Source organism: Burkholderia sp. AU17457 (assembly GCF_002223255.1).
Lineage (GTDB): Bacteria > Pseudomonadota > Gammaproteobacteria > Burkholderiales > Burkholderiaceae > Burkholderia > Burkholderia sola.
The window spans coordinates 125510-145245 of the sequence record NZ_NKFB01000003.1 but is presented as its reverse complement, the minus strand read 5'-3'; the positions used below and the strand labels follow the sequence as shown (position 1 = coordinate 145245).

Here is a 19736-nt window from a genome sequence, read left to right as displayed (position 1 = left end):
ACGATCCAGGAGAACCCAACGTGCCGCAACGACCGCCGCAGCATGCCCATCCCGCAGACGGCATCTACTTCGGGCTGATGTCGGGAACCAGCATGGACGGCGTCGACGGCGTCGCCGTGCGTTTCGAGGCCGGCCGCGCGCCGGCCGTGCTCGCGGAAGCGTTCGTCGGCTTCGCGCAATCGCTGCGCGACGCGCTGTTCGCGCTGCAGCAGCCCGGCGACAACGAGATCGACCGCGAATCGCTCGCGGCGAATGCGCTCGTCACGCGGTATGCGGTCTGCTGCCATGAATTGCAGCGCACGGCCGGGCTGTCGCGCGACGAGATCCGCGCGATCGGCGTGCACGGCCAGACGGTGCGCCATCGCCCCGAGCGCGGCTATACGCGCCAGCTCAACAATCCGGCGCTGCTCGCCGAACTGACCCAGATCGACGTAATCGCCGATTTCCGCAGCCGCGACGTGGCCGCCGGCGGCCACGGCGCGCCGCTCGCGCCGGCCTTCCATGCGACGGTGTTCGGCGCACCGGGCGAAACGCGGGTCGTCTGCAATCTCGGCGGGATCAGCAACATCACGATCCTGCCCGACGCGGGCGGCGACGTGCGCGGCTTCGACTGCGGCCCGGCGAATGCGCTGATCGATGCATGGGCGACCCGCCATCTGGGCAAGCCGTACGACGACGGCGGCAAGTTCGCCGCACGCGGCGCCGTCCACGCGCCGCTGCTCGACGCGCTGCTCGACGAACCGTATTTCACCGCGCCGCCGCCGAAAAGCACCGGACGCGACCTGTTCAATCCCGCGTGGCTCGATGCGAAGCTCGCCGCATTCCCGCAGCTTGCGCCGGAGGACGTGCAAGCCACGCTCACCGCGCTCACCGCCGTGTCGGTCGCACGCGACATCGCGCAGCACGCACCGGGCTGCCAGGCCGTGTTCGCATGCGGGGGCGGCGCACGCAACCCGGTGCTGCTCGATGCGCTCCGGCACGCGCTGCGCGAGGCCGGCGTGCCGGCCGCCGTCGACACGACGGCCGCGCTCGGCGTGCCGCCGCAGCAGGTCGAAGCGCTCGCGTTCGCGTGGCTCGCGTACCGCTTCACCGCGCGCCAGCCCGGCAATCTCGCGACGGTCACCGGCGCAGCCGGCAACCGCGTGCTCGGCGCGCTCTATCCGCGCTGATACGATGCGCGCCGCGGGGCGGGCGCCGCAGCGCGAGCGAACAAAAAACGGGGCATGAAGCCCCGTTTTTCATTCCGGCGAACCGGCGCGGATCTGCCGTGCGCTCAGACCGAGAACGACGAACCGCACCCGCAGGTCGTGGTCGCGTTCGGGTTCTTGATCACGAACTGGGCGCCGTTGAGGTCGTCCTTGTAGTCGATCTCGGCGCCGACCAGGTACTGGTAGCTCATCGAGTCGATCAGCAGCTGGACGCCGTTCTTGTCCATCACGGTGTCGTCCTCGTTGACTTCCTCGTCGAACGTGAAGCCATACTGGAAGCCGGAACAGCCGCCACCCTGCACGAACACGCGCAGCTTGAGGTCGGGATTGCCCTCTTCGTCGATCAGTTGCTTGACCTTGTCGGCCGCGGCGTCGGTGAAGACGAACGGCAGCGGCATATCGGTCGTCGTTGCTGCGGATTCGGTAACAGCGTTCATTCGAACTCTCCAAAAAGCTTTAGCCGCTATTGTAGGGCCGATCAGAAGATCGTGCTGAAGTCCATGAAATCAATAGGTTCTTGTCGATTTCGTCAAACGCGCCCGCGCCGGGGCCGCCCCAGCGGCCCGGAAGCGGACATAAAAAAACCGCCAGCGTGAAAGCTGGCGGTTTTTTCCGGCGGACGCCGCCCGAAAGCGGCGAGGCCATGAAGCGGGATTAACGCTTCGAGAACTGCTTTGCGCGGCGTGCCTTGCGCAGACCGACCTTCTTACGCTCGACTTCACGCGCATCGCGCGTGACGAAGCCTGCGCTCGACAGCGACGGCTTCAGCGTCGCATCGTAGTCGATCAGTGCACGGGTGATGCCGTGGCGCACTGCGCCTGCCTGACCCGTTTCGCCGCCGCCGTTGACGTTCACCTTGATGTCGAACGTCTGGCCGTGGTTCGTGAGTTCCAGCGGTTGACGCACGATCATCAGCGACGTTTCGCGCGAGAAGTAGTCAGCGATGGGCTTGCCGTTGACGATGATGTCGCCCTTGCCAGCCTTGATGAAGACACGTGCGACTGCGCTCTTGCGACGGCCCGTACCGTAGTTCCAGTTACCGATCATGTGGGTCCCCTTAGATCTCGAGCGCCTTCGGCTGTTGAGCCGAGTGCGGATGCGTCGCTTCTGCGTAGACCTTCAGCTTCTTGATCATCGCGTAGCCGAGCGGGCCCTTCGGCAGCATGCCCTTGACCGCCTTCTCGAGCGCGCGGCCCGGGAAGCGTTCCTGCATCTTGCCGAACGTCGTTTCATAGATACCGCCCGGGTAGCCCGAGTGACGGTAGTACTTCTTGTCCAGCGTCTTGTTGCCCGTGACCTTCAACTTGCTCGCGTTGATGATGATGATGAAATCACCAGTGTCGACGTGCGGGGTGAACTCAGGCTTGTGCTTGCCGCGCAGACGGCGTGCCACTTCGCTGGCAACACGGCCGAGAACCTTATCCGTCGCGTCAATCACGTACCATTCGCGCGTCACCTCATGGGCTTTTGCGGAAAACGTCTTCATGATCGATCCAAAAAAATGCTTTGCCCGATGTGTTCTTCCTGCTTGTCTGTGTGCGCTTCGAGGCGCGGTGCAGGCTCTCCCTGTTCTTTTTCCGTGGGCATGAATGCGGAAAAGCCCTGAATTATAAAGGAAATACGGCTGCGTGGTCAAAGAGAATCCACGCCCCGTGTTCGCGGCGGCCGAAATGGGCCAAAATCCGGTCGTGCCCCGACAAGCCAGGCGAACCGAGCGCCTGGGGCGGCACCCATCGACGCGCGGCACATGACCTTGCCGCGCCAGACCGGCCAAACCCGAAAAACAACAAACCAGCATGATGAAACAACGACTTACGCCCTTCGTCGCGGCCGCCCTGCTGGCCGCCGCGGCGCCCGCCGTCGCCGCCTCCGGCTGCGAAGCCAAGCTCGACGCGCTCGATGCGCGCATCGCCGAAGCCCGAACCGCCCATGCCGAAGACCGCATCGTGCGCCTGCGCGCCGTGCGCGAACGCGTCCGCCATTTCTGCGCACGCGGCCACGGCCATGCGTCGGCCGCCGCCGCGCCCGCGACCGATGCCGGCGCGCGCGGCACGCCGCCGGACGCAACGTCGCAACCGGCCGCGCGACAGCCCGCGTGACGGCGCGGTGCCGGCGCGCGCAAGCCGCGCGCCGATGTTTGCATGGGACGAAAAAAAGCCCGAACGGCTGGTTCGGGCTTAATCCACCTCAGGAGGAGGGTGGAGGAGACATTCGGAGGTTGCCGCAGCGCGACAACCAATGTGGCTCATTATACGAATGCCCGCCCGACTCCACAAGAAAATTTGCATTGCGAAATCAACTCCCACGATACGGGATCGCAACCAAGCCGCCGACAAGAATGGATTTTTATTTAAAATCAATTACATAAGTGCATCACACACGACCTGGAACCGCCAGCATCTAGAGCAAAACCCCTAAATTCGGCAGGGAAAGCGCCGCTCGCCGCGCCGCTTGCTCGGCGCCGGCGTTGCTCGTCGTGCAGCGCATCAGCCGACCGTTGCGCCGCGGGCTACAATGCCGGATCGAATTCGAATCAGGCAACGCTGGAGCGCAAGCATGGAATGCAAAGTAAGCTGGATGGGCCAGGACGGCATGGCGTTTTCCGCCGAGACCGGCAGCGGGCACCTCGTCACGATGGACGGCGCGCCCGAAGGCGGCGGCCACAACCTCGCGCCGCGTCCGATGGAGATGGTGCTGCTCGGCACCGGCGGCTGCACGGCTTATGACGTCGTGCTGATCCTGAAGAAGAGCCGCCAGGAAGTGAGCGGCTGCTCGGTCACGCTGAAGGCGGAACGCGCGAGCGAAGATCCGAAGGTGTTCACGAAGGTGCACTTCCACTTCACGGTCACCGGCCGCAACCTGAACCCGGCCACGGTCGAGCGCGCGATCAACCTGTCGCACGACAAGTATTGCTCCGCGTCGATCATGATCGCGAAGACGGCCGAACTCACGCATTCGTTCGACATCGTCGCCGCCTGATCGCACAGCGCGCATGAAAAAAGGGCCGGCGCTCCGCAGGGAGCGCCGGCCCTTTCGCATTCGAACGGCAAAGCAGGCCGATAAGCCGGATTCTGTGCACGCTGCGCGCCGAAGCGCGCAACGCGTGGCAGCCATTCCTCTAGGCGCGCCATTGCTGACGCGCTCAAGCTTCCTACCCGCAGACGAGACGGGGGCCCCGTCCTGCATCCGAAAATGCGCGCCTGCCTACTTGGAATTGCTCCGGGTGGAGGTTACCGTGCCGGCGGACGTCGCCGTCGCCGCGGTGCGCTCTTACCGCACCGTTTCACCCTTACCTGATCCCGGCTTGCGCCGGGCCATCGGCGGTTTGCTTTCTGTTGCCCTGTTCCGCGTGTCGCCACGGATGGCCGTTAGCCATCACCCTGCCCTGTGGAGTCCGGACTTTCCTCGCCCCCGCGCGCCCGAAGGCGGCGAGGCCGCGACTGCCTGGCCTGCTTTGCGACGCGCATTCTAGCACTGCGCGCCGCCGTCGGCAGCGCGCGAGCGGCGGCCGCGGCGAAACACGGCCGGATCGTCGTAGAACGCGGCGTCGGCGTTCGCCGCGCACCAGCCCGGCACGCCGAGCACCGGCAGCGGCGCGAAATCGCGACTCGTCAGCGGGCGCGTCGTCAGTTCGGCGGCGATCCGCGCGTCGACATGCGCGCGCCGTTGCGCGTCGGACCACGAAAAATAGTCGGCGCCCACGTCGACGATCCACGCGTGCGCGGTGCAGGACTTGTAGGGAGCGACGAGCTGTTCGAGCAGCGCATGGCCGACCAGCCGCGCTTCGCAACGCGTGCCCCACGCATCGCGCGCGGCCACCAGCAGCCGCGGCCAGTCGAAGCCGCGCAGCGCGTCGGCGAGCACACGGTCGGCGGTGACGAACAGCGCCGCGTTCTCGTCGAACAACGTGAGCGCATCGCGCAACGCGCCCCGCACGGGGCCGACGCCGCCCGCCGCGTCGATCGCGGCGGCCTGGCGCGCGTTCAGCGCGGCCTTGGTGCGCGGGTAGGCGAACCAGACGAGCGCATTGAAGAAGTCGTGAAGATTGTGGCGGGTCGGCACGCAGCCGGTGTCCGCAATATGGGTCTCGTACGCGATGCCGGACGGCAGCTCGGCCTGCGGCACGAAGCGCAGCGGCCTGCCGCGACCGGTGACGCGATCGCCGCCTGGCGACACACCGGCGAACGCGCCGTTCAACGCATCGAGCAGCGCGGCCTCGCCCGCACGGGCGGCCGCCTGCCATGCGCGGCCCGGCGCCCGGTAAGGCGCGAGCCACGGCGCGGACCAGTCGATCCGCGCGAAATCCGCCGCCGCACGACCGGCCGCGGGGCCGGGTTCGCGCGGCGGCGCGCAGCTCACGCGAGTTTCCAGCCGATCGTCTCGCCGCCGCGCAGCGGCACGACCGGCGTATCGCCCGCGAAGATCTCGCGCGGCAGTTCCCACGCCTCGCGGCGCAGCGTGACCGTCTCGGCGCTGCGCGGCAGCCCGTAGAAATCGGCGCCGAAGAAGCTCGCGAACCCTTCCAGCTTGTCGAGCGCGCCGGCGGTGTCGAATGCTTCCGCGTACAGCTCGAGCGCGTGCAGCGCCGTGTAGCAGCCCGCGCAGCCGCACGCGGCTTCCTTCACGCCGCGCGCATGCGGCGCGCTGTCGGTGCCGAGGAAGAAGCGCGGGTTGCCCGACGTCGCGGCCTCGACCAGCGCCACGCGATGCGTCTCGCGCTTCAGCACCGGCAGACAGTAGTAATGCGGGCGAATCCCCCCGACGAACAGCGCGTTGCGGTTGTACAGCAGGTGATGCGCGGTGATCGTCGCGCCGAGCAGGCCGGGCGCCGCGTCGGCATCGCGCACGTAGTCGGCCGCGTCCTTCGTCGTGATGTGCTCGAACACGACCTTCAGGCCCGGGAAATCGCGGCGCAGCGGCGTCATCACGCGGTCGATGAACACCTTTTCACGGTCAAACAGGTCGATCGACGCATCGGTCACCTCGCCGTGCACGAGCAGCGGCATGCCGGTTTCCTGCATCGCCTCGAGCGTCTTCGCGCACTTCGCGAGATCGGTGACGCCATGGTCGGAATTCGTCGTAGCGCCTGCCGGGTACAGCTTCACGCCGTGCACGAAACCGCTTTCGCGCGCGCGGCGGATTTCGTCGGGCGGCGTGTTGTCGGTCAGGTACAGCGTCATCAGCGGTTCGAACGTCATCCCGGCCGGCAGCGCGGCGAGGATGCGCGCGCGATAGGCCTGCGCCTGCGCGGTGGTCGTGACCGGCGGCTTCAGGTTCGGCATCACGATGGCGCGGCCGAACTGGCGGGCGGTGTGCGGCAGCACGGCGGCGAGCATGTCGCCGTCGCGCAGGTGCAGGTGCCAGTCGTCGGGACGGGCGAGCGAAAGCGTCGCCGGGGAGGAAGCGTTCGAGGCAGTCATAGGAGGCGTCGTGAAGAACGGGCTTGCGATCGGCGGGGCCGGAACGCGCGTGCGCGGGCCGATTGACGGCAAACCGCAACACGGGGCCTTTGGCCAGCGGAATCCGCTTTTTACCGCTCAGGGCTCGGTGATATGCTAGAAGCGCATTGTACCGGGGTTCGCCCGGTTCGTTACCTCTGCTTCAGCCTGCCGCCCCACGTAAAATGTGCCAACTCCTTGGAATGAACTGCGCCGCGCCGACGGACGTCACATTCTCCTTCACAGGTTTCGCGGCCCGGGGCGGGCTCACCGATCACCATGCCGACGGCTGGGGCATCGCGTTCTTCGAAGACAAGGCGTGTCGCCTCTTCATCGATCACCAGGCATCGGCCACGTCGCCGATCGCCGAAATGGTGAAGCGCTACCCGATCAAGTCCAAGAACACGATCGCGCACATCCGCAAGGCGACGCAAGGGCACATCCTGCTCGAGAACAGCCATCCGTTCATGCGCGAACTGTGGGGCCGGCACTGGATCTTCGCGCATAACGGCGACCTGCAGGACTACGCGCCGGACATGGACGGCAGCGTCTACCATCCGGTCGGCACGACCGACAGCGAGCAGGCGTTCTGCGTGCTGATGCAGGGGCTGCGCGAGGCCTTTCCCGGCGCGCAGCCGCCGCTGCCCGAGCTGTTCGAGCGGGTCGGCGAACTGACGCGCGGCATCACCGATCACGGCGTGTTCAATTTCCTGATGTCGAACGGCCAGGCGCTCTTCGCGCACTGCTCGACGCGGCTGCACTACCTCGTGCGGCGCTGGCCGTTCTCGACCGCGCATCTCGTCGACGAAGACCTGTCGATCGACTTCGCGAAATACACGACGCCCGAGGATCGCGTCGCGGTGATCGCGACGCAGCCGCTCACCGACAACGAAGTCTGGACCGCATTCGAGCCGGGCGAGTTGATCATGTTCCAGTGCGGCGACGTCGCCGCGCGGATGCAGATTCCGGTGCCCGAGCGCGTGCTCGAGAAGCTGCGCAACCCGTCGCTCGACGCGTCGGCGTCCGCGCCGCGCACGGTGATGCGCGAAGCGCTCGCCACCGCGGCCGACGGCGATTCCGACGACGCGATCGATTTCTGAAGCGCGGCATCGGCCGCGTCTGCTTCCTGCTCCCTTCCTGCTTGCCGCGCGTGCGTCGTACGATGCGTCCGACGACATCAGTCATCGGCGCAAATCGCCCCGCTCCGGCCGATACGGTTTCATTTCGACCACCGCCCTGCGCAATGGCTCGACGTCTCGCAACATTCGCTTGATTTTATTAATTTACAAGTGAAAATAAGTAAAAGACGAAGCGAACGAAATAACCGTCAATTAAAACAAAAAAATCCCGGGCCCGCATTTTATCGCGCCTCATCCGCTGGAACCGTGCGCTATCCCACAAACTCCCGCAGCCCTCCCGGCTTTTAACGAAATCCGCTCCAAACCGCCACCACCAAGGCTTTCGGTTCGATCAACCACACAAATCAAAAATACCACGCATTACGGTTCGCATCATTACAGTTTCCCCTTTCTCGATAATCGACGACCACCCGAATCAGTAGACTCGCCCCATCCTCGGTGTAACGAAACACGATTGGCGCGACACGCAGCCATAGCCGCCGCACGCCCCTTCGGATCATTTCCCCACCGCGGAATGCGAATTCGCCGGATCGCGGCGAATGCCACTTCAAAAAGAAGAAAGAGGGGTATGTCGTGAATCACTCATTTCGATCGATATGGAGCGACGCCGCGGGCTGCTGGGTCGCGGTGGCGGAAACGGTTCGGGCGCGCGGCAAGCGCTCGGGCAGCGAATCGGGCTCGAGTCAGCGCACGGCGCACGGGGCAGCGGACCGCGTGGCACGCCGCTCGCCGTTGCGCGTCGCGGCGGTCGGGGCCGCACTGGCCGCGCTGTCGACCGGCGTTGCGGACGCTTCGACCTGCGGCGACGGCGCGGCCGCCGCGAGCGGCAGCACCTGCGCACTCGGCAGTTTCAGCCCGACCGTCAACGACAACCTGGCCGGCGCCACGACCGTGTCGGGCGGCGACACGGTCGGCGTGACAGGCGCATGGACGGGCGCCCCCGGCGACCCGGGCTATACGCTGACGCCGCTCGGCAGCGCGACCATCGTGTCGGGTAACCCGAACCAGCCGCTGATCTCGCTCGGCGGCAAGACGCAAAGCGTCAGCACGCCCGACTCGATCACGGCCACCCACACGTCGGTCGCCACCTACAACTCGGCCGAATTCGCCGCATCGACGGCCGGCGCGGCCAACGTGCCCGTGTATCACGACGTGAACGGCGGCCAGTACGTGAACACGCGGATCGGCACCGTCGACGGCACCGGCGGCACGCTGAACGTGTCGATCGGCCATTCCGCGAATGCGCCCGACGCGACCGGCAACGCGATCTCGATCGCACCGAAGCAGACCGACCTGACCTTTGCGGACGGCACCGGAGTGGCAAAAAGCGTCGTCAACTGGAATTCCCGCAACCAGATCTGGCTCGGCACCGGCGACTATCTCGCCAGCGGCGGCCCGGTCGGCCAGCTCCAGCTCGACGTGCCGGCCTACACGGGCACCTTCACCGCGTTCGACGGCAGTCGCTGGACCGTCACCGACGCCGCCTCGCTCGCCGCCTACAACGACTTTCTCGTGCGCTCGGTCCAGAGCGGCGCGCTCGGCTCGCAGGCCGCCTACGACACCGCGTTCGGCCAGGCGGTCACGTTCTCGCGGCAAACCTTCCAGTACGCGAACAACGTATCCGCCGGCGACAAGAACACGCTGCCGATCGATCACCTGTCAGTGATGCACGGCGCGGGCGCGAACGCGACGCTGCACATCGGCAAGGACGGCCAGATCGACTTCCGCGGCACCAACACGATCGAATCGAGCTCGGCCGTGCTCGCGGAAAACGGCGCGCACTTCGTCAACGACGGGCGCTTGTCGGGCGACTTCACGCTGGTACGCCTCCTGAGCGGCGCGAGCGGCGTCAACAACGGCGTGATCTCGTCCGGCTACGCGTCCGGCAACAACGTCGACACGAGCGGCAGCACGCCACCCGACAATTTCGGCTTCCACGCGTACACCGAGGGCAACGGCGTGTACGCGAGCGGCTCGGGCACCACGTTCGCGAACCACGGCGTGATGAACGTCGGCGCATGGACGCTCGACGGCAACCGGCCCGACCTGCAGAACTACGCGGTGGCCGCGACGGACGGCGCGCGCGCGTCGAACGCCGGCACGATCAACGTCGGCGTCAACGCGACGACGCTCGACAGCCAGGTGATCGGCGGCCTCGTGGCCGGCGGCAGCTTCACGAACGAAGCCGGCGGCGCGATCTATCTCGGCCGCGCCGCGCAGTACGACGCCACGTCCCCCGAAGCGGCAAACGACGTCGCGCTGTCCGCGCATGCGTACGGCATCCTGCTCGGCGCGTCGGGCACCGCCAGCAACCTCGGCACGGTCGTGATCGGCTCGCAGACGCAGAATGGCGCCGCGCTGGCGAGCATCGGCTCCGCTTCCGGCACGCTGACCAACGCGGGCGCGATCGTCGTCAACGGCGCCGCGCCCGGCACGCCGCTCGCCAACGTCGGCATGCTCGCGGCCGACACCGCCGCGACCGTGACCAACACGGGCACGATCACGCTGAATGGCGTGAACGGCATCGGCATCATGGTCGTCGGCACCGGCACGAACGCGACGACTGCCACGTCGACCGGCACGATCGACGTGGCCGGCGGCCTCGACCCCGCGTCGGACACGCGCAACTACGGCGTCTGGGCCGAAGGGCCGCTCGCGAAGGCCGCGCTCGACGGTGCGCTGAACCTGACCGGCACCGGCGCGATCGGCGTGCATGCACGCTCGGGCGCGACGATCGACGTCGGCGCGAACGCGGTGCCGGCCTTCAGGTCCGGCACGAACCAGATCGGCTTCTACGCATACGGCGCAGGTTCGAAAATCAACGTCGCCGCGCAGCACCTGAGCGTCGACACCGACGACTCGACGCTGTTCCGCGTCGCGGGCGGCGCGGCCTACACGGGCGCGTCGGCGGCCGGCACGCTGACGACCGACGTCAACGGCCAGCGCTCACGCGGCGTACTCGCGACCGACGCCGGCACCACGCTGTCGACCGGCAACGCGGTCTACCACGTCAATGGCACGAACGGCGTCGCGATCGCCGTGGAAGGCGGCGCGAAGGGCACGATCGACGCGGGTGCGACGATCGACCTGAACGCGGCCGGCGCGACCGCGGGCATCGTCGACGGCCAGGCGCACGACCTCGCCGGTGCGAACGCCGGCGCGCCGGTCGCGACGACGCTGACCAACCATGCCGCCGTCACGTCGTCGACCGCCGGCGTGACCGGTTTCATCGCGCAGAACCTCGGCACGCTGGAGAACCGCAGCACCGTGCTGCTGACCGGCGCGGGCTCGACGGGCGTCGTGGCCGGCACGCTGGGCACGGTAAACAACGCGTCGACGATCCGCGTCGCCAACGGTACGGGCGCGCTCGTGCAGGGTGCGTCGGCCATACTCGCCAATGCGGGTTCCATCGAAGCCGACGACGGCCTCGCGGGCGTACGCCTGACGGGCGCCGGCGCATCGGTCGCGCTGTCGGGCGCCGGCACCGTCATCGCGAACGGCAGCGCCGACGGCGTGCTGATCGACTCGACCGTCACCGGCGGCGGTATCGCGGCCGGCGCGACGTCGATCGCGGTCGGCGGCGCGGGCAGCGGGATCCGCAACCTCGGTGCGAATGCAACGATCGCGCTGTCCGGCACGCAGATCGCCACGACCGGCAACGGCGCCGCCGGCGTCACGTCGACCGGCGCCGGCGCGCGCATCGCGGCCGACGCGGCCACGGTCGTGCGCACGAGCGGCGCCGACGCGCGCGGCCTGTTCGTGTCGGGGGCCGATTCCACGCTCGCGGCCAACGGAACGACCGTCGCGACGACCGGCACGAACGCCCATGCGATCGTCATGGACGGCGGCGCGATGGCCCTGCTGTCGGGCGCGAAGATTTCCGCATCGGGTGCCGCGGCCGACGGCATCGTCGCGCAAAACGGCGGCCGCATCGCCGATACGGGTTCGTCGCTCGCGAGCGCGGCCGGCAACGGCGCAACCGCGAACAGCGGCGGCGTGCTCGCGTTGACCGGCACGGCGCTCACGGGCGCGACGGCCGGCGTACTGACGTCCGACACGCTCTCGAACGGCGCGACCAGCTCGGTGCTCGTCGACGGCGGCAGCGTGACGTCCGCCGCCGGGCCGGCCTTCGCCGCGCGCGGCGGCACGGCCGACATCGCGGTGCGCAACGGTACGGTCGTCACCGCGGGCAACGGCACGCTGCTGAACCTCGCGAACGGCAGCAACGTGACGTTCAATGCATCGGCGGTGAACCTCGCGGGCGACATCGTTTCCGACGCGTCGAGCACGGGCAACGTGTTCCTCGCGAACGGCACGACGCTGACCGGGAAGATCGACCCGGTCGCGCTGACGGTCGACGGCACGAGCACGTGGCGCATGACGGGCAGCTCGGTACTGAGCAGCCTGAACAACGCGGGCCTCGTCGCGTTCGCCGCGCCGACCGGCTCGCCGACGTTGACCGGCAGCTACAAGACGCTGACGACCGGCGGCTACGTCGGCAACGGCGGCACGATCGCGCTGAACACGTATCTCGGCGCCGACGCGTCGCCGACCGACCGGCTGATCGTGAACGGCGGCGCGGCAAGCGGCACGACCGGCCTGAAGATCGCCAACACGGCCGGCACCGGCGCGCAGACGACCGGCGACGGGATTCCGGTGGTCGTCACGGCCAACGGCGGCACGACCGCCGCGTCGGCGTTCCATCTCGCGGGCCCGGTGCAAGCGGGCGCGTACGAGTACCGGCTCTATCGCGGCGGGCAAGGCGATGCGAACGGCTGGTACCTGCGTTCGCAGCTCGACCAGACCGACCCCGGCGGCCCGATCCGCCCGTCCGGCGGCGGCGACGGCGGCATCGACGGCAACGGCAACGGCGGTACGCTCGCGTATCGTCCGGGCGTCTCCGGCTACGCGATGACGCCGCTCTTGAACGCCGACTACGGCTTCTCGACGCTCGGCAAGCTGCACGAGCGCGTCGGCGACATCTACAACGTCGAGAAGCAGCAGCCCGGCAATCGCGACGGCGTGTGGGGGCGCATCGGCGGCCAGAGCCTCGATGCGAACGCGGGCCGTTTCTCGGCCGACGAACGTACGTTCTTCGCGCAGTTCGGCAAGGACTGGACTGTCGACCAGACGCCCAACGGCGCCGGCAGCACGCATGCGGGCGTGACGGCCAGCATCGGCGTGTCGAACGCGAGCTTCAGCGACATGGCGCGTGCGGGCTCGCCCAACCTGTCGACGTCGACGGGCTCGGTCGAGATGCACGCGCAGAGCGTCGGCGGCTACTGGACGCGCTACCTGTCCGACGGCACCTACTTCGACAGCGTCGGGCAGGTCACGCACTATGGCAACCGCTATCGCGACAGCTACGGCAACGAGGCGTCGCAGAACGGCTTCGGCGTCGCACTGTCGCAGGAAGTCGGCAAGCCGTTCGCGATCGGCGCGTTGCCGGTCGCGGTCGAGCCGCAGGCGCAACTGATGTATCAGTATCTGAAGCTGAACGGGTTCAACGACAACGTGTCGGCCGTATCGGGTACGACGACCAACGCGCTGCGCGGCCGCATCGGCGTGCGCATCTTCCGGCCGAACCTCCAGTCGAGCGCGGGCGGCGGCACCGCGACGCCGTACTTCACCGCCGACGTGCTGCACGACTTCCTGTCGCCGGGGCAGACCGTCGTCGGCGGCACGCCGTTCGCGACGCATCTCGGGCGCACCTGGTACGAGCTCGGCGTCGGCGTGACCGCCGGCTTCGGCAAGTCGGGCGAGCTGTACGCGAATGCGAAGATCGCGCGCAACATCGGCGGCGATTACCGGCGCGGGATCGTCGGGCAGGTCGGCTACCGGTACAGCTGGTAACGGCCGGCGGCGGACGAAAAAAAACCGCCCGGCTGCATGCCGGGCGGTTTTCGCATGGGCGTGCGCAAGATGCGCGAACGCTCAGTGCAGGATCTTCGCGAGGAAGTCCTTCGCGCGTTCCGATTTCGGATTCGAGAAGAAATCGTCCTTGCGGTCGTCCTCGACGATCGCGCCCTTGTCCATGAAGATCACGCGGTGCGCGACCTTCTTCGCGAAGCCCATCTCGTGCGTGACGACCATCATCGTCATCCCTTCCTGCGCGAGTTCGACCATCACGTCGAGCACTTCGTTGATCATCTCGGGATCGAGCGCGGACGTCGGCTCGTCGAACAGCATCGCGATCGGGTCCATCGACAGCGCGCGCGCGATCGCGACACGCTGCTGCTGGCCGCCCGACAACTGGCCCGGAAACTTGTGCGCATGCGCCTTCAGGCCGACGCGATCGAGCAGCTTCATGCCCTTCTCCGCCGCTTCGTCCTTGCCGCGGCCGAGCACCTTGATCTGCGCGAGCGTCAGGTTCTCGGTGATCGACAGGTGCGGAAACAGCTCGAAATGCTGGAACACCATCCCGACCTTCGAGCGCAGCTTCGACAGGTTCGTCTTCTTGTCGCCGACCGACTGGCCGTTCACGAGGATCTCGCCCTGCTGGAACGGCTCCAGGCCGTTTACGGTCTTGATCAGCGTCGACTTGCCGGAGCCCGACGGGCCGCACACGACGACCACTTCGCCTTTCTTGACCTCGGTCGTGCATTCGGCGAGGACCTGAAACTGGCCGTACCACTTCGAAACGTTCTTGATGGAAATCATCTTGTGACCTTTTTCTGGAGACCCTTGACGAGAGCAGACGCCAACGAGCAAATCACGAAATAGCATGCGCCGGCGAACAGGACCATCTCGACGGTCGTGCCGTCGCGATCGCCGATGTTGGCGGCCGTGCGGAAGAAGTCCGCGAGACTGATCACGTACACGAGCGACGTATCCTGGAACAGGACGATCGCCTGCGTGAGCAGCAGCGGCACCATCGCGCGGAACGCCTGCGGCAGGATCACGAGGCGCATCGCCTGCGCGTAGTTCATGCCGAGCGCGAACGCGGCATTCACCTGCCCGCGCGGCACCGCCTGGATGCCGGCGCGGATGATCTCGGAATAATACGCGGCTTCGAACAACGAGAACGCGACCATCGCCGATGCAAGGCGGATGTCGATCGTCGGCGACAGCCCGAGCACGCCCTGCAGCACCTGCGGCACGATCAGGAAGAACCACAGCAGCACCATCACGAGCGGGATCGAGCGGAACACCGTCACGTACGCTTTCGCGAACCACGCGAGCGGCTTCACGCCGGACAGCCGCAGCAGCGCCAGCAGCGTGCCCCAGACGATCCCGACCACGATCGCGATCAGCGTGATCTTGAACGTGACGATCGCGCCCGACCACAGCGTCGGCAGCGCGCCGGGAATACTACTCCAGTCGAACTGATGCATCACTTGCCTCCGATGTAGCCGGGCAGCCGCGTACGGCCTTCGATCCAGCGCATGAACGCCATCACGACGAGGTTGATGACCACGTACGCGAGCGTCACGGCGATGAACGACTCGTAGGTCTGCGCGGTGTAGTCGACGAGCTGGCGCGCCTGCGCGGACAGGTCGAGCAGGCCGATCGTCGATGCGACGGCGGAGTTCTTGAAGATGTTCAGGAATTCCGACGTGAGCGGCGGCACGATGATCCGGTACGCGACGGGCAGCAGCACGTAGCGATACGTCTGCCATTGCGTGAAGCCCATCGCGAGGCCGGCCGCGCGCTGGCCCTTCGGCAGCGCGTTGATGCCCGAGCGCACCTGTTCGCACACGCGCGCGCCGGTAAACAGGCCGAGACAGACGATCGACGCGGTAAAGAACTGCGTGCCGGGCGGCAACTGCTTGATCCAGGTGCCGATCGATGCGGGCAGCAACTCGGGTATCACGAGATACCAGACGAAGAACTGCACGATCAGCGGGATGTTCCGGAAGATCGACACGTACACGGTGCCGATCGCGGCGAGCCACTTGTTCGGCACGGTGCGCAGCACGCCGAACAGCGACCCGACGATCAGCGCGATGACCCAGGCGACGAGCGACACTTCGATCGTCACCCAGAAGCCGGACATCAGCCATCCGAAATAAGTCGTCGGCTCGCCGGTCGACACGGGGCTCAGAAAGATGCCCCAGTTCCAGTGGTAAGACATGGGCAAGACTCCAGCAAAAAGAAACGGAAGAAGCGTGGCCTCTTCCGTCTCATTAGCGTCATTTCTGCATCAACGGCCGTGTGGTCAGTCGAGCGCCTTGTCGTTCGGGTTCGCGTACAGCTTCTTCATCGACTCGGACAGCGGGAAGTTCAGGTTCAGCCCCTTCGGCGGGATCGGGTTCTCGAACCACTTCGCGTAGATCTTCGCGGCTTCGCCCGACTTCTCGACTTGCGAGATCGCGTCGTCGACGACCTTCTTGAAGTCGGCGTCGCCCTTGCGCATCATGCAGCCGTAAGCTTCTTCCGATTGCGGCGTGCCGACGATCACCCATTCGCCCGGCTGCTTCGCCTTCGCGCGCTCGCCCGCGAGCAGCGCGTCATCCATCATGAACGCGACCGCGCGGCCCGATTCCAGCGTGTTGAACGAATCGCCGTGATCCTTCGCGCTGATGATGTTCATGCCGAGCTGCTTGTCGTTGTTCATCTTGCGCAGCAGGCGCTCCGACGTCGTGCCGGCGGTCGTCACGACCGTCTTGCCCTTCAGGTCGGCGAAATCCTTGACGCCCGAATCCTTCTTCGTCATCAGGCGCGTGCCGATCACGAAGATCGTGTCGGAGAACGCGGCTTGCTGCTGACGCTCGAGGTTGTTGGTCGTCGAGCCGCACTCGATGTCGACCGTGCCGTTCTGCACGAGCGGGATGCGGTTCTGCGACGTGACGGGGATGTTCTTCACCTGCAGGTTCGGCAGGTTCAGCTTCTTCTTCACCGCGTCGACGATCTTCAGCTGGAACTCGCGCGAATAGCCGACCACCTGCTGGTTCTGGTCGTAATAGGAGAACGGAATCGACGATTCGCGGTGGCCCAGCGCGATCACGCCCGTGTCCTTGATCTTCTTCAGCGTGCCCGTCTCCTGAGCGTACGCGCCGCTTGCGAACGCGCAAAGCGCCGCCACCATCAGGACTGCCTTGTGGTATTTCATTTTTGGTCATCTCCTTGGCTAAAACCCGCGCCAGTGTATCAAAGTAATATTTTTGAAAGTACTGGTTGTTTACCGCACTACGAATCGCCCTGTGCGAAGCCGTCCTCCCGGCTCCGGACGCTCCAGATGCGCGCGCGGGCGGTGCCGGATTCGGCACCGCCCGCGAGGGTTCACATCCGCAATCGGGTGGATTGCGTCATGAATCGGTCATCGTCGACGATCAGGGACGCCCGGTTAGGGACGCCCCATCAGGGACGCCCCATCAGGGGTAGAGGCCGCGCATTTCGCGCGCCATCAGGATGCGCTTGCACGCGACGATGAACGCCGCCGTACGCACCGTCACCTTGTGCTCTTCCGCGACCGCCCACACGCCGGCGAACGCTTCGCGCATCACGCGCTCGAGACGATGGTTGATTTCGTCTTCCGTCCAGAAGAAGCTCGAGAAATCCTGCACCCACTCGAAGTACGACACGGTCACGCCACCGGCGTTCGCGATCACGTCGGGGATCACGAGCACGCCGTTCGCGCTCAGGATGTCGTCCGCCGCGGTCGTCGTCGGGCCGTTCGCGCCTTCGACGATGATCTTCGTACGGATCTTCGCCGCGTTCTTCTCGGTGATCTGGTTTTCCAGCGCCGCCGGGATCAGGATGTCGGTCTCGACCGTCCAGAACTCGTCGTTCGGCATCGGTTCCGCGCCTTCGAAGCCCGCGACGCCGCCCGTGCGGGCGACGTGGTCGAGCAGCTTGTTCGAATCGAGGCCGGCCGGCTGATAGATCGTGCCCGTGTGATCCTGCACCGCGATCACCTTCGCGCCCGCTTCCTGGAACAGCTTCGCCGCGATGCCGCCGACGTTGCCGAAGCCCTGCACCGCGATGCGCGCGCCTTCGATTTCGAGGCCCTTCTTCTTCGCCGCTTCCGAGCCGACGACGAACACGCCGCGGCCCGTCGCTTCCTTGCGGCCGAGCGAACCGCCGAGCGCGATCGGCTTGCCGGTCACGACGCCGGTCGACGTCTGGCCCTGGTTCATCGAGTACGTGTCCATCATCCACGCCATCACCTGTTCGTTGGTGTTGACATCCGGCGCCGGAATGTCGGTGTTCGGCCCGATGATGATGCCGATTTCGCTGGTGTAGCGGCGCGTCACGCGCTCGAGCTCACCACGCGACAGCTTGCGCGGGTCGACGCGGATGCCGCCCTTCGCACCGCCGTACGGCACGTTCACGGCCGCGTTCTTCACCGACATCCATGCCGACAGCGCCATCACTTCCGACAGCGTCACGTCCTGGTGGTAGCGCACGCCGCCCTTGCCCGGGCCGCGCGACACGTTGTGCTGCACGCGATAGCCTTCGAAGTGCGCGACGGTGCCGTTGTCGAGCTCGATGGGGCAGTCGACGATCAGGATGCGCTTCGGACGCTTCAGCGTTTCGAGCCAGCGCGACAGCGAACCGAGGTACGGCGCGACGCGATCGACCTGCTGAAGGTAGTTGCCCCACGGGCCGAGATCGTCGGCGTGCAGGTAGGACGGGATGGACTGCTGTTGCGAAGACATGGAAGCTCCAACGTTCAACGGATTGCGCACATTGTCGAAAAACCCGTTTTTTTTATCCAATGCCGTTTGATTATTCGATTATGCGTTTCTTGCATGATCGCGATTTTCCGCAAATCCGCGGTCGATTTGCGCAAGAACGCCCGCGATCGGGCAGGCATCGCGTTCGTGGAAAACCGGCTTGGACCGGCGCAGGCCGGCCGCCGGACGGCGGGCCGACCGGCGCCGGGAGGCCCGCCGTCAGCCGGGCGGGCCGATCGGCCGGATTAACCGCCGGCGGTTAACCGGGAGTATCGCCGGCGGTCTCGCGCAGTTCGTCGCGCACGACGTCCCACAGCGCACGCACGAGCTTCTGCCGCGGATCGTCGCCCTGCAGCGCGAGCTTGTCGCAGTACAGCCGGATATCCATCGTCAGCGTGAACGGATGCGCGCCGCCGCGCACCGACCGGTCGAGACGGATCAGCCGGCCGCCCGCGACCGCGTCCTCGACCGCGCTGTGCGGCAGGAACGCGACGCCGTGGCCCGCGAGCGCCATCGCCTTCAGCCCTTCGGCCATGTCGGTTTCGTACACGCGGTCGAGGAACAGCCGCGTGGGCGCGTTCGCGACGATGACTTCGGTCATCCGGCCGAGATACGCGTTCGGCGTATACGACAGGTACGGCACGCGCGCATCGGCCGTGCCCGGCAGCGTATGGCGCGGCCGGCCCGCGCGGCCGGGTGCCGAGAACGGGCTGATCGGCTCGCTGCCGAGGACAAGCATGTCGTAGCGGGCCGGGTCGAGCGCGACCGGGTGGCTCGGGTGGTGGTAGCCCATCACGAGATCGCAGCCGCCCTCGACGAGCGACAGCACCGCGTCGTGCACGTTCAGCGCACGCAGCCGCGTGTGGACCTGGCCCATCTTCGCCTCGATCCGCTCGAGCCAGCGCGGAAAATACGTGAGCGACAGCGTGTGGGGCACCGCGAATTCGATCGTCGGCACCGGCGTGCCGACGTGGCCGCGCAACAGTGTGCGCGCCTCGTGCGCCTGCGACAGCATCGTCAGCGCCTGCTCGTAGAAGATCTGGCCGGCCTGCGTGAGCCGCGTCGGATAGACCGAACGATCGATCAGCTCGGTCGCGAGCCATGCCTCGAGCGCCTGGATGCGCCGCGAAAACGCCGGCTGCGACACGTGCCGCAGCTCGGCCGACCGGCTAAAGCTGCGCGTTTCCGCGAGCGAGACGAAGTCTTCGAGCCATTTCAGTTCCATGCAGGCGGGCGCGGCGGGCGGCGGTCGGGAAGAAGCCTGCATTCTACCGGCGGGCGGGCCCGGCCGGCGGCTCGGCGCGCGGGCCGGCGAGCCTGCGCGGGCGATCG

16 protein-coding genes and 1 other RNA gene are annotated in these 19736 nt (G+C 66.8%); 5 read left to right on the top strand and 12 right to left on the bottom strand.

Annotated elements, in window-relative coordinates; genetic code table 11:
• Positions 1–20: 20 nt before the first annotated feature.
• Positions 21–1169 carry an anhydro-N-acetylmuramic acid kinase gene (locus CFB49_RS03015; protein ID WP_089490671.1) on the top strand — a complete coding sequence of 383 codons (1149 nt, stop codon included), beginning with the start codon at positions 21–23 and terminating at the stop codon, positions 1167–1169.
• 104 nt (positions 1170–1273) lie between these two features.
• Here CFB49_RS03015 and erpA read toward each other — a convergent pair whose 3' ends face one another.
• The 3 genes from erpA to rplM form a co-directional block, all read right to left on the bottom strand.
• Positions 1274–1645, bottom strand: a complete 372-nt coding sequence (erpA, locus tag CFB49_RS03010; RefSeq protein WP_034187117.1) for an iron-sulfur cluster insertion protein ErpA — start codon at positions 1643–1645, stop codon at positions 1274–1276.
• A gap of 217 nt (positions 1646–1862) precedes the next feature.
• Entirely contained in the window at positions 1863–2255 is a 393-nt protein-coding gene (rpsI, locus tag CFB49_RS03005; protein ID WP_006476904.1) for a 30S ribosomal protein S9, read from the bottom strand.
• A gap of 10 nt (positions 2256–2265) precedes the next feature.
• The gene (rplM, locus tag CFB49_RS03000) at positions 2266–2694 is read right to left on the bottom strand and encodes a 50S ribosomal protein L13 (protein WP_009687896.1); all 429 of its coding nucleotides are present in this window, start codon (positions 2692–2694) and stop codon (positions 2266–2268) included.
• Between the two features lie 310 nt (positions 2695–3004).
• On the opposite strand from rplM, the gene CFB49_RS02995 reads away from it, so the two are divergent.
• Positions 3005–3307, top strand: a complete 303-nt coding sequence (locus CFB49_RS02995) for a DUF1090 family protein (RefSeq protein WP_069616748.1) — start codon at positions 3005–3007, stop codon at positions 3305–3307.
• A 415-nt stretch (positions 3308–3722) separates the two neighbouring features.
• Complete coding sequence (locus tag CFB49_RS02990) at positions 3723–4187, top strand: OsmC family protein (RefSeq protein ID WP_074801272.1); 465 nt, start codon at positions 3723–3725, stop codon at positions 4185–4187.
• A 65-nt stretch (positions 4188–4252) separates the two neighbouring features.
• Here the strand turns inward: CFB49_RS02990 and rnpB are convergent.
• The 3 genes from rnpB to pyrC form a co-directional block, all read right to left on the bottom strand.
• An RNA gene (gene rnpB, locus CFB49_RS02985) (RNase P RNA component class A) lies at positions 4253–4664 on the bottom strand.
• Between the two features lie 12 nt (positions 4665–4676).
• Positions 4677–5567, bottom strand: a complete 891-nt coding sequence (locus tag CFB49_RS02980) for a DUF3025 domain-containing protein (RefSeq protein ID WP_089490670.1) — start codon at positions 5565–5567, stop codon at positions 4677–4679.
• Entirely contained in the window at positions 5564–6628 is a 1065-nt protein-coding gene (gene pyrC, locus CFB49_RS02975; RefSeq protein WP_069616750.1) for a dihydroorotase, read from the bottom strand. Before pyrC ends, CFB49_RS02980 begins: the two co-directional genes overlap by 4 nt.
• A 203-nt stretch (positions 6629–6831) precedes the next feature.
• Here pyrC and CFB49_RS02970 point away from each other — a divergent pair, with 203 nt between their 5' ends.
• Positions 6832–7746, top strand: a complete 915-nt coding sequence (locus tag CFB49_RS02970; protein WP_069616751.1) for a class II glutamine amidotransferase — start codon at positions 6832–6834, stop codon at positions 7744–7746.
• Positions 7747–8358: 612 nt separating this feature from the next.
• Entirely contained in the window at positions 8359–13638 is a 5280-nt protein-coding gene (locus CFB49_RS02965) for an autotransporter outer membrane beta-barrel domain-containing protein (RefSeq protein WP_089490669.1), read from the top strand.
• 81 nt (positions 13639–13719) lie between these two features.
• Here CFB49_RS02965 and CFB49_RS02960 read toward each other — a convergent pair whose 3' ends face one another.
• The 6 genes from CFB49_RS02960 to CFB49_RS02935 form a co-directional block, all read right to left on the bottom strand.
• Positions 13720–14445: an amino acid ABC transporter ATP-binding protein gene (locus tag CFB49_RS02960; protein ID WP_069616753.1), complete on the bottom strand. Its 726-nt coding sequence runs from the start codon at positions 14443–14445 to the stop codon at positions 13720–13722.
• Positions 14442–15119 (bottom strand): glutamate/aspartate ABC transporter permease GltK, encoded by a 678-nt coding sequence (gene gltK, locus CFB49_RS02955; protein WP_059581074.1) that lies wholly within the window; start codon positions 15117–15119, stop codon positions 14442–14444. The genes CFB49_RS02960 and gltK overlap by 4 nt, the downstream gene beginning before the upstream one ends.
• Positions 15119–15859 (bottom strand): amino acid ABC transporter permease, encoded by a 741-nt coding sequence (locus CFB49_RS02950; RefSeq protein WP_069616754.1) that lies wholly within the window; start codon positions 15857–15859, stop codon positions 15119–15121. The genes gltK and CFB49_RS02950 overlap by 1 nt, the downstream gene beginning before the upstream one ends.
• Before the next feature lie 84 nt (positions 15860–15943).
• A complete protein-coding gene (locus CFB49_RS02945) occupies positions 15944–16837 on the bottom strand; it encodes a glutamate/aspartate ABC transporter substrate-binding protein (protein ID WP_069616755.1) in 894 nt (297 codons plus the stop codon).
• A gap of 262 nt (positions 16838–17099) precedes the next feature.
• Positions 17100–18386, bottom strand: coding sequence for a Glu/Leu/Phe/Val family dehydrogenase (locus CFB49_RS02940; RefSeq protein ID WP_027807464.1), 1287 nt, complete (start codon positions 18384–18386; stop codon positions 17100–17102).
• Positions 18387–18663: 277 nt separating this feature from the next.
• On the bottom strand, positions 18664–19629 hold the full coding sequence (locus CFB49_RS02935; protein WP_089490668.1) for a LysR substrate-binding domain-containing protein: 966 nt from the start codon (positions 19627–19629) through the stop codon (positions 18664–18666).
• Between the last annotated feature and the right edge of the window lie 107 nt (positions 19630–19736).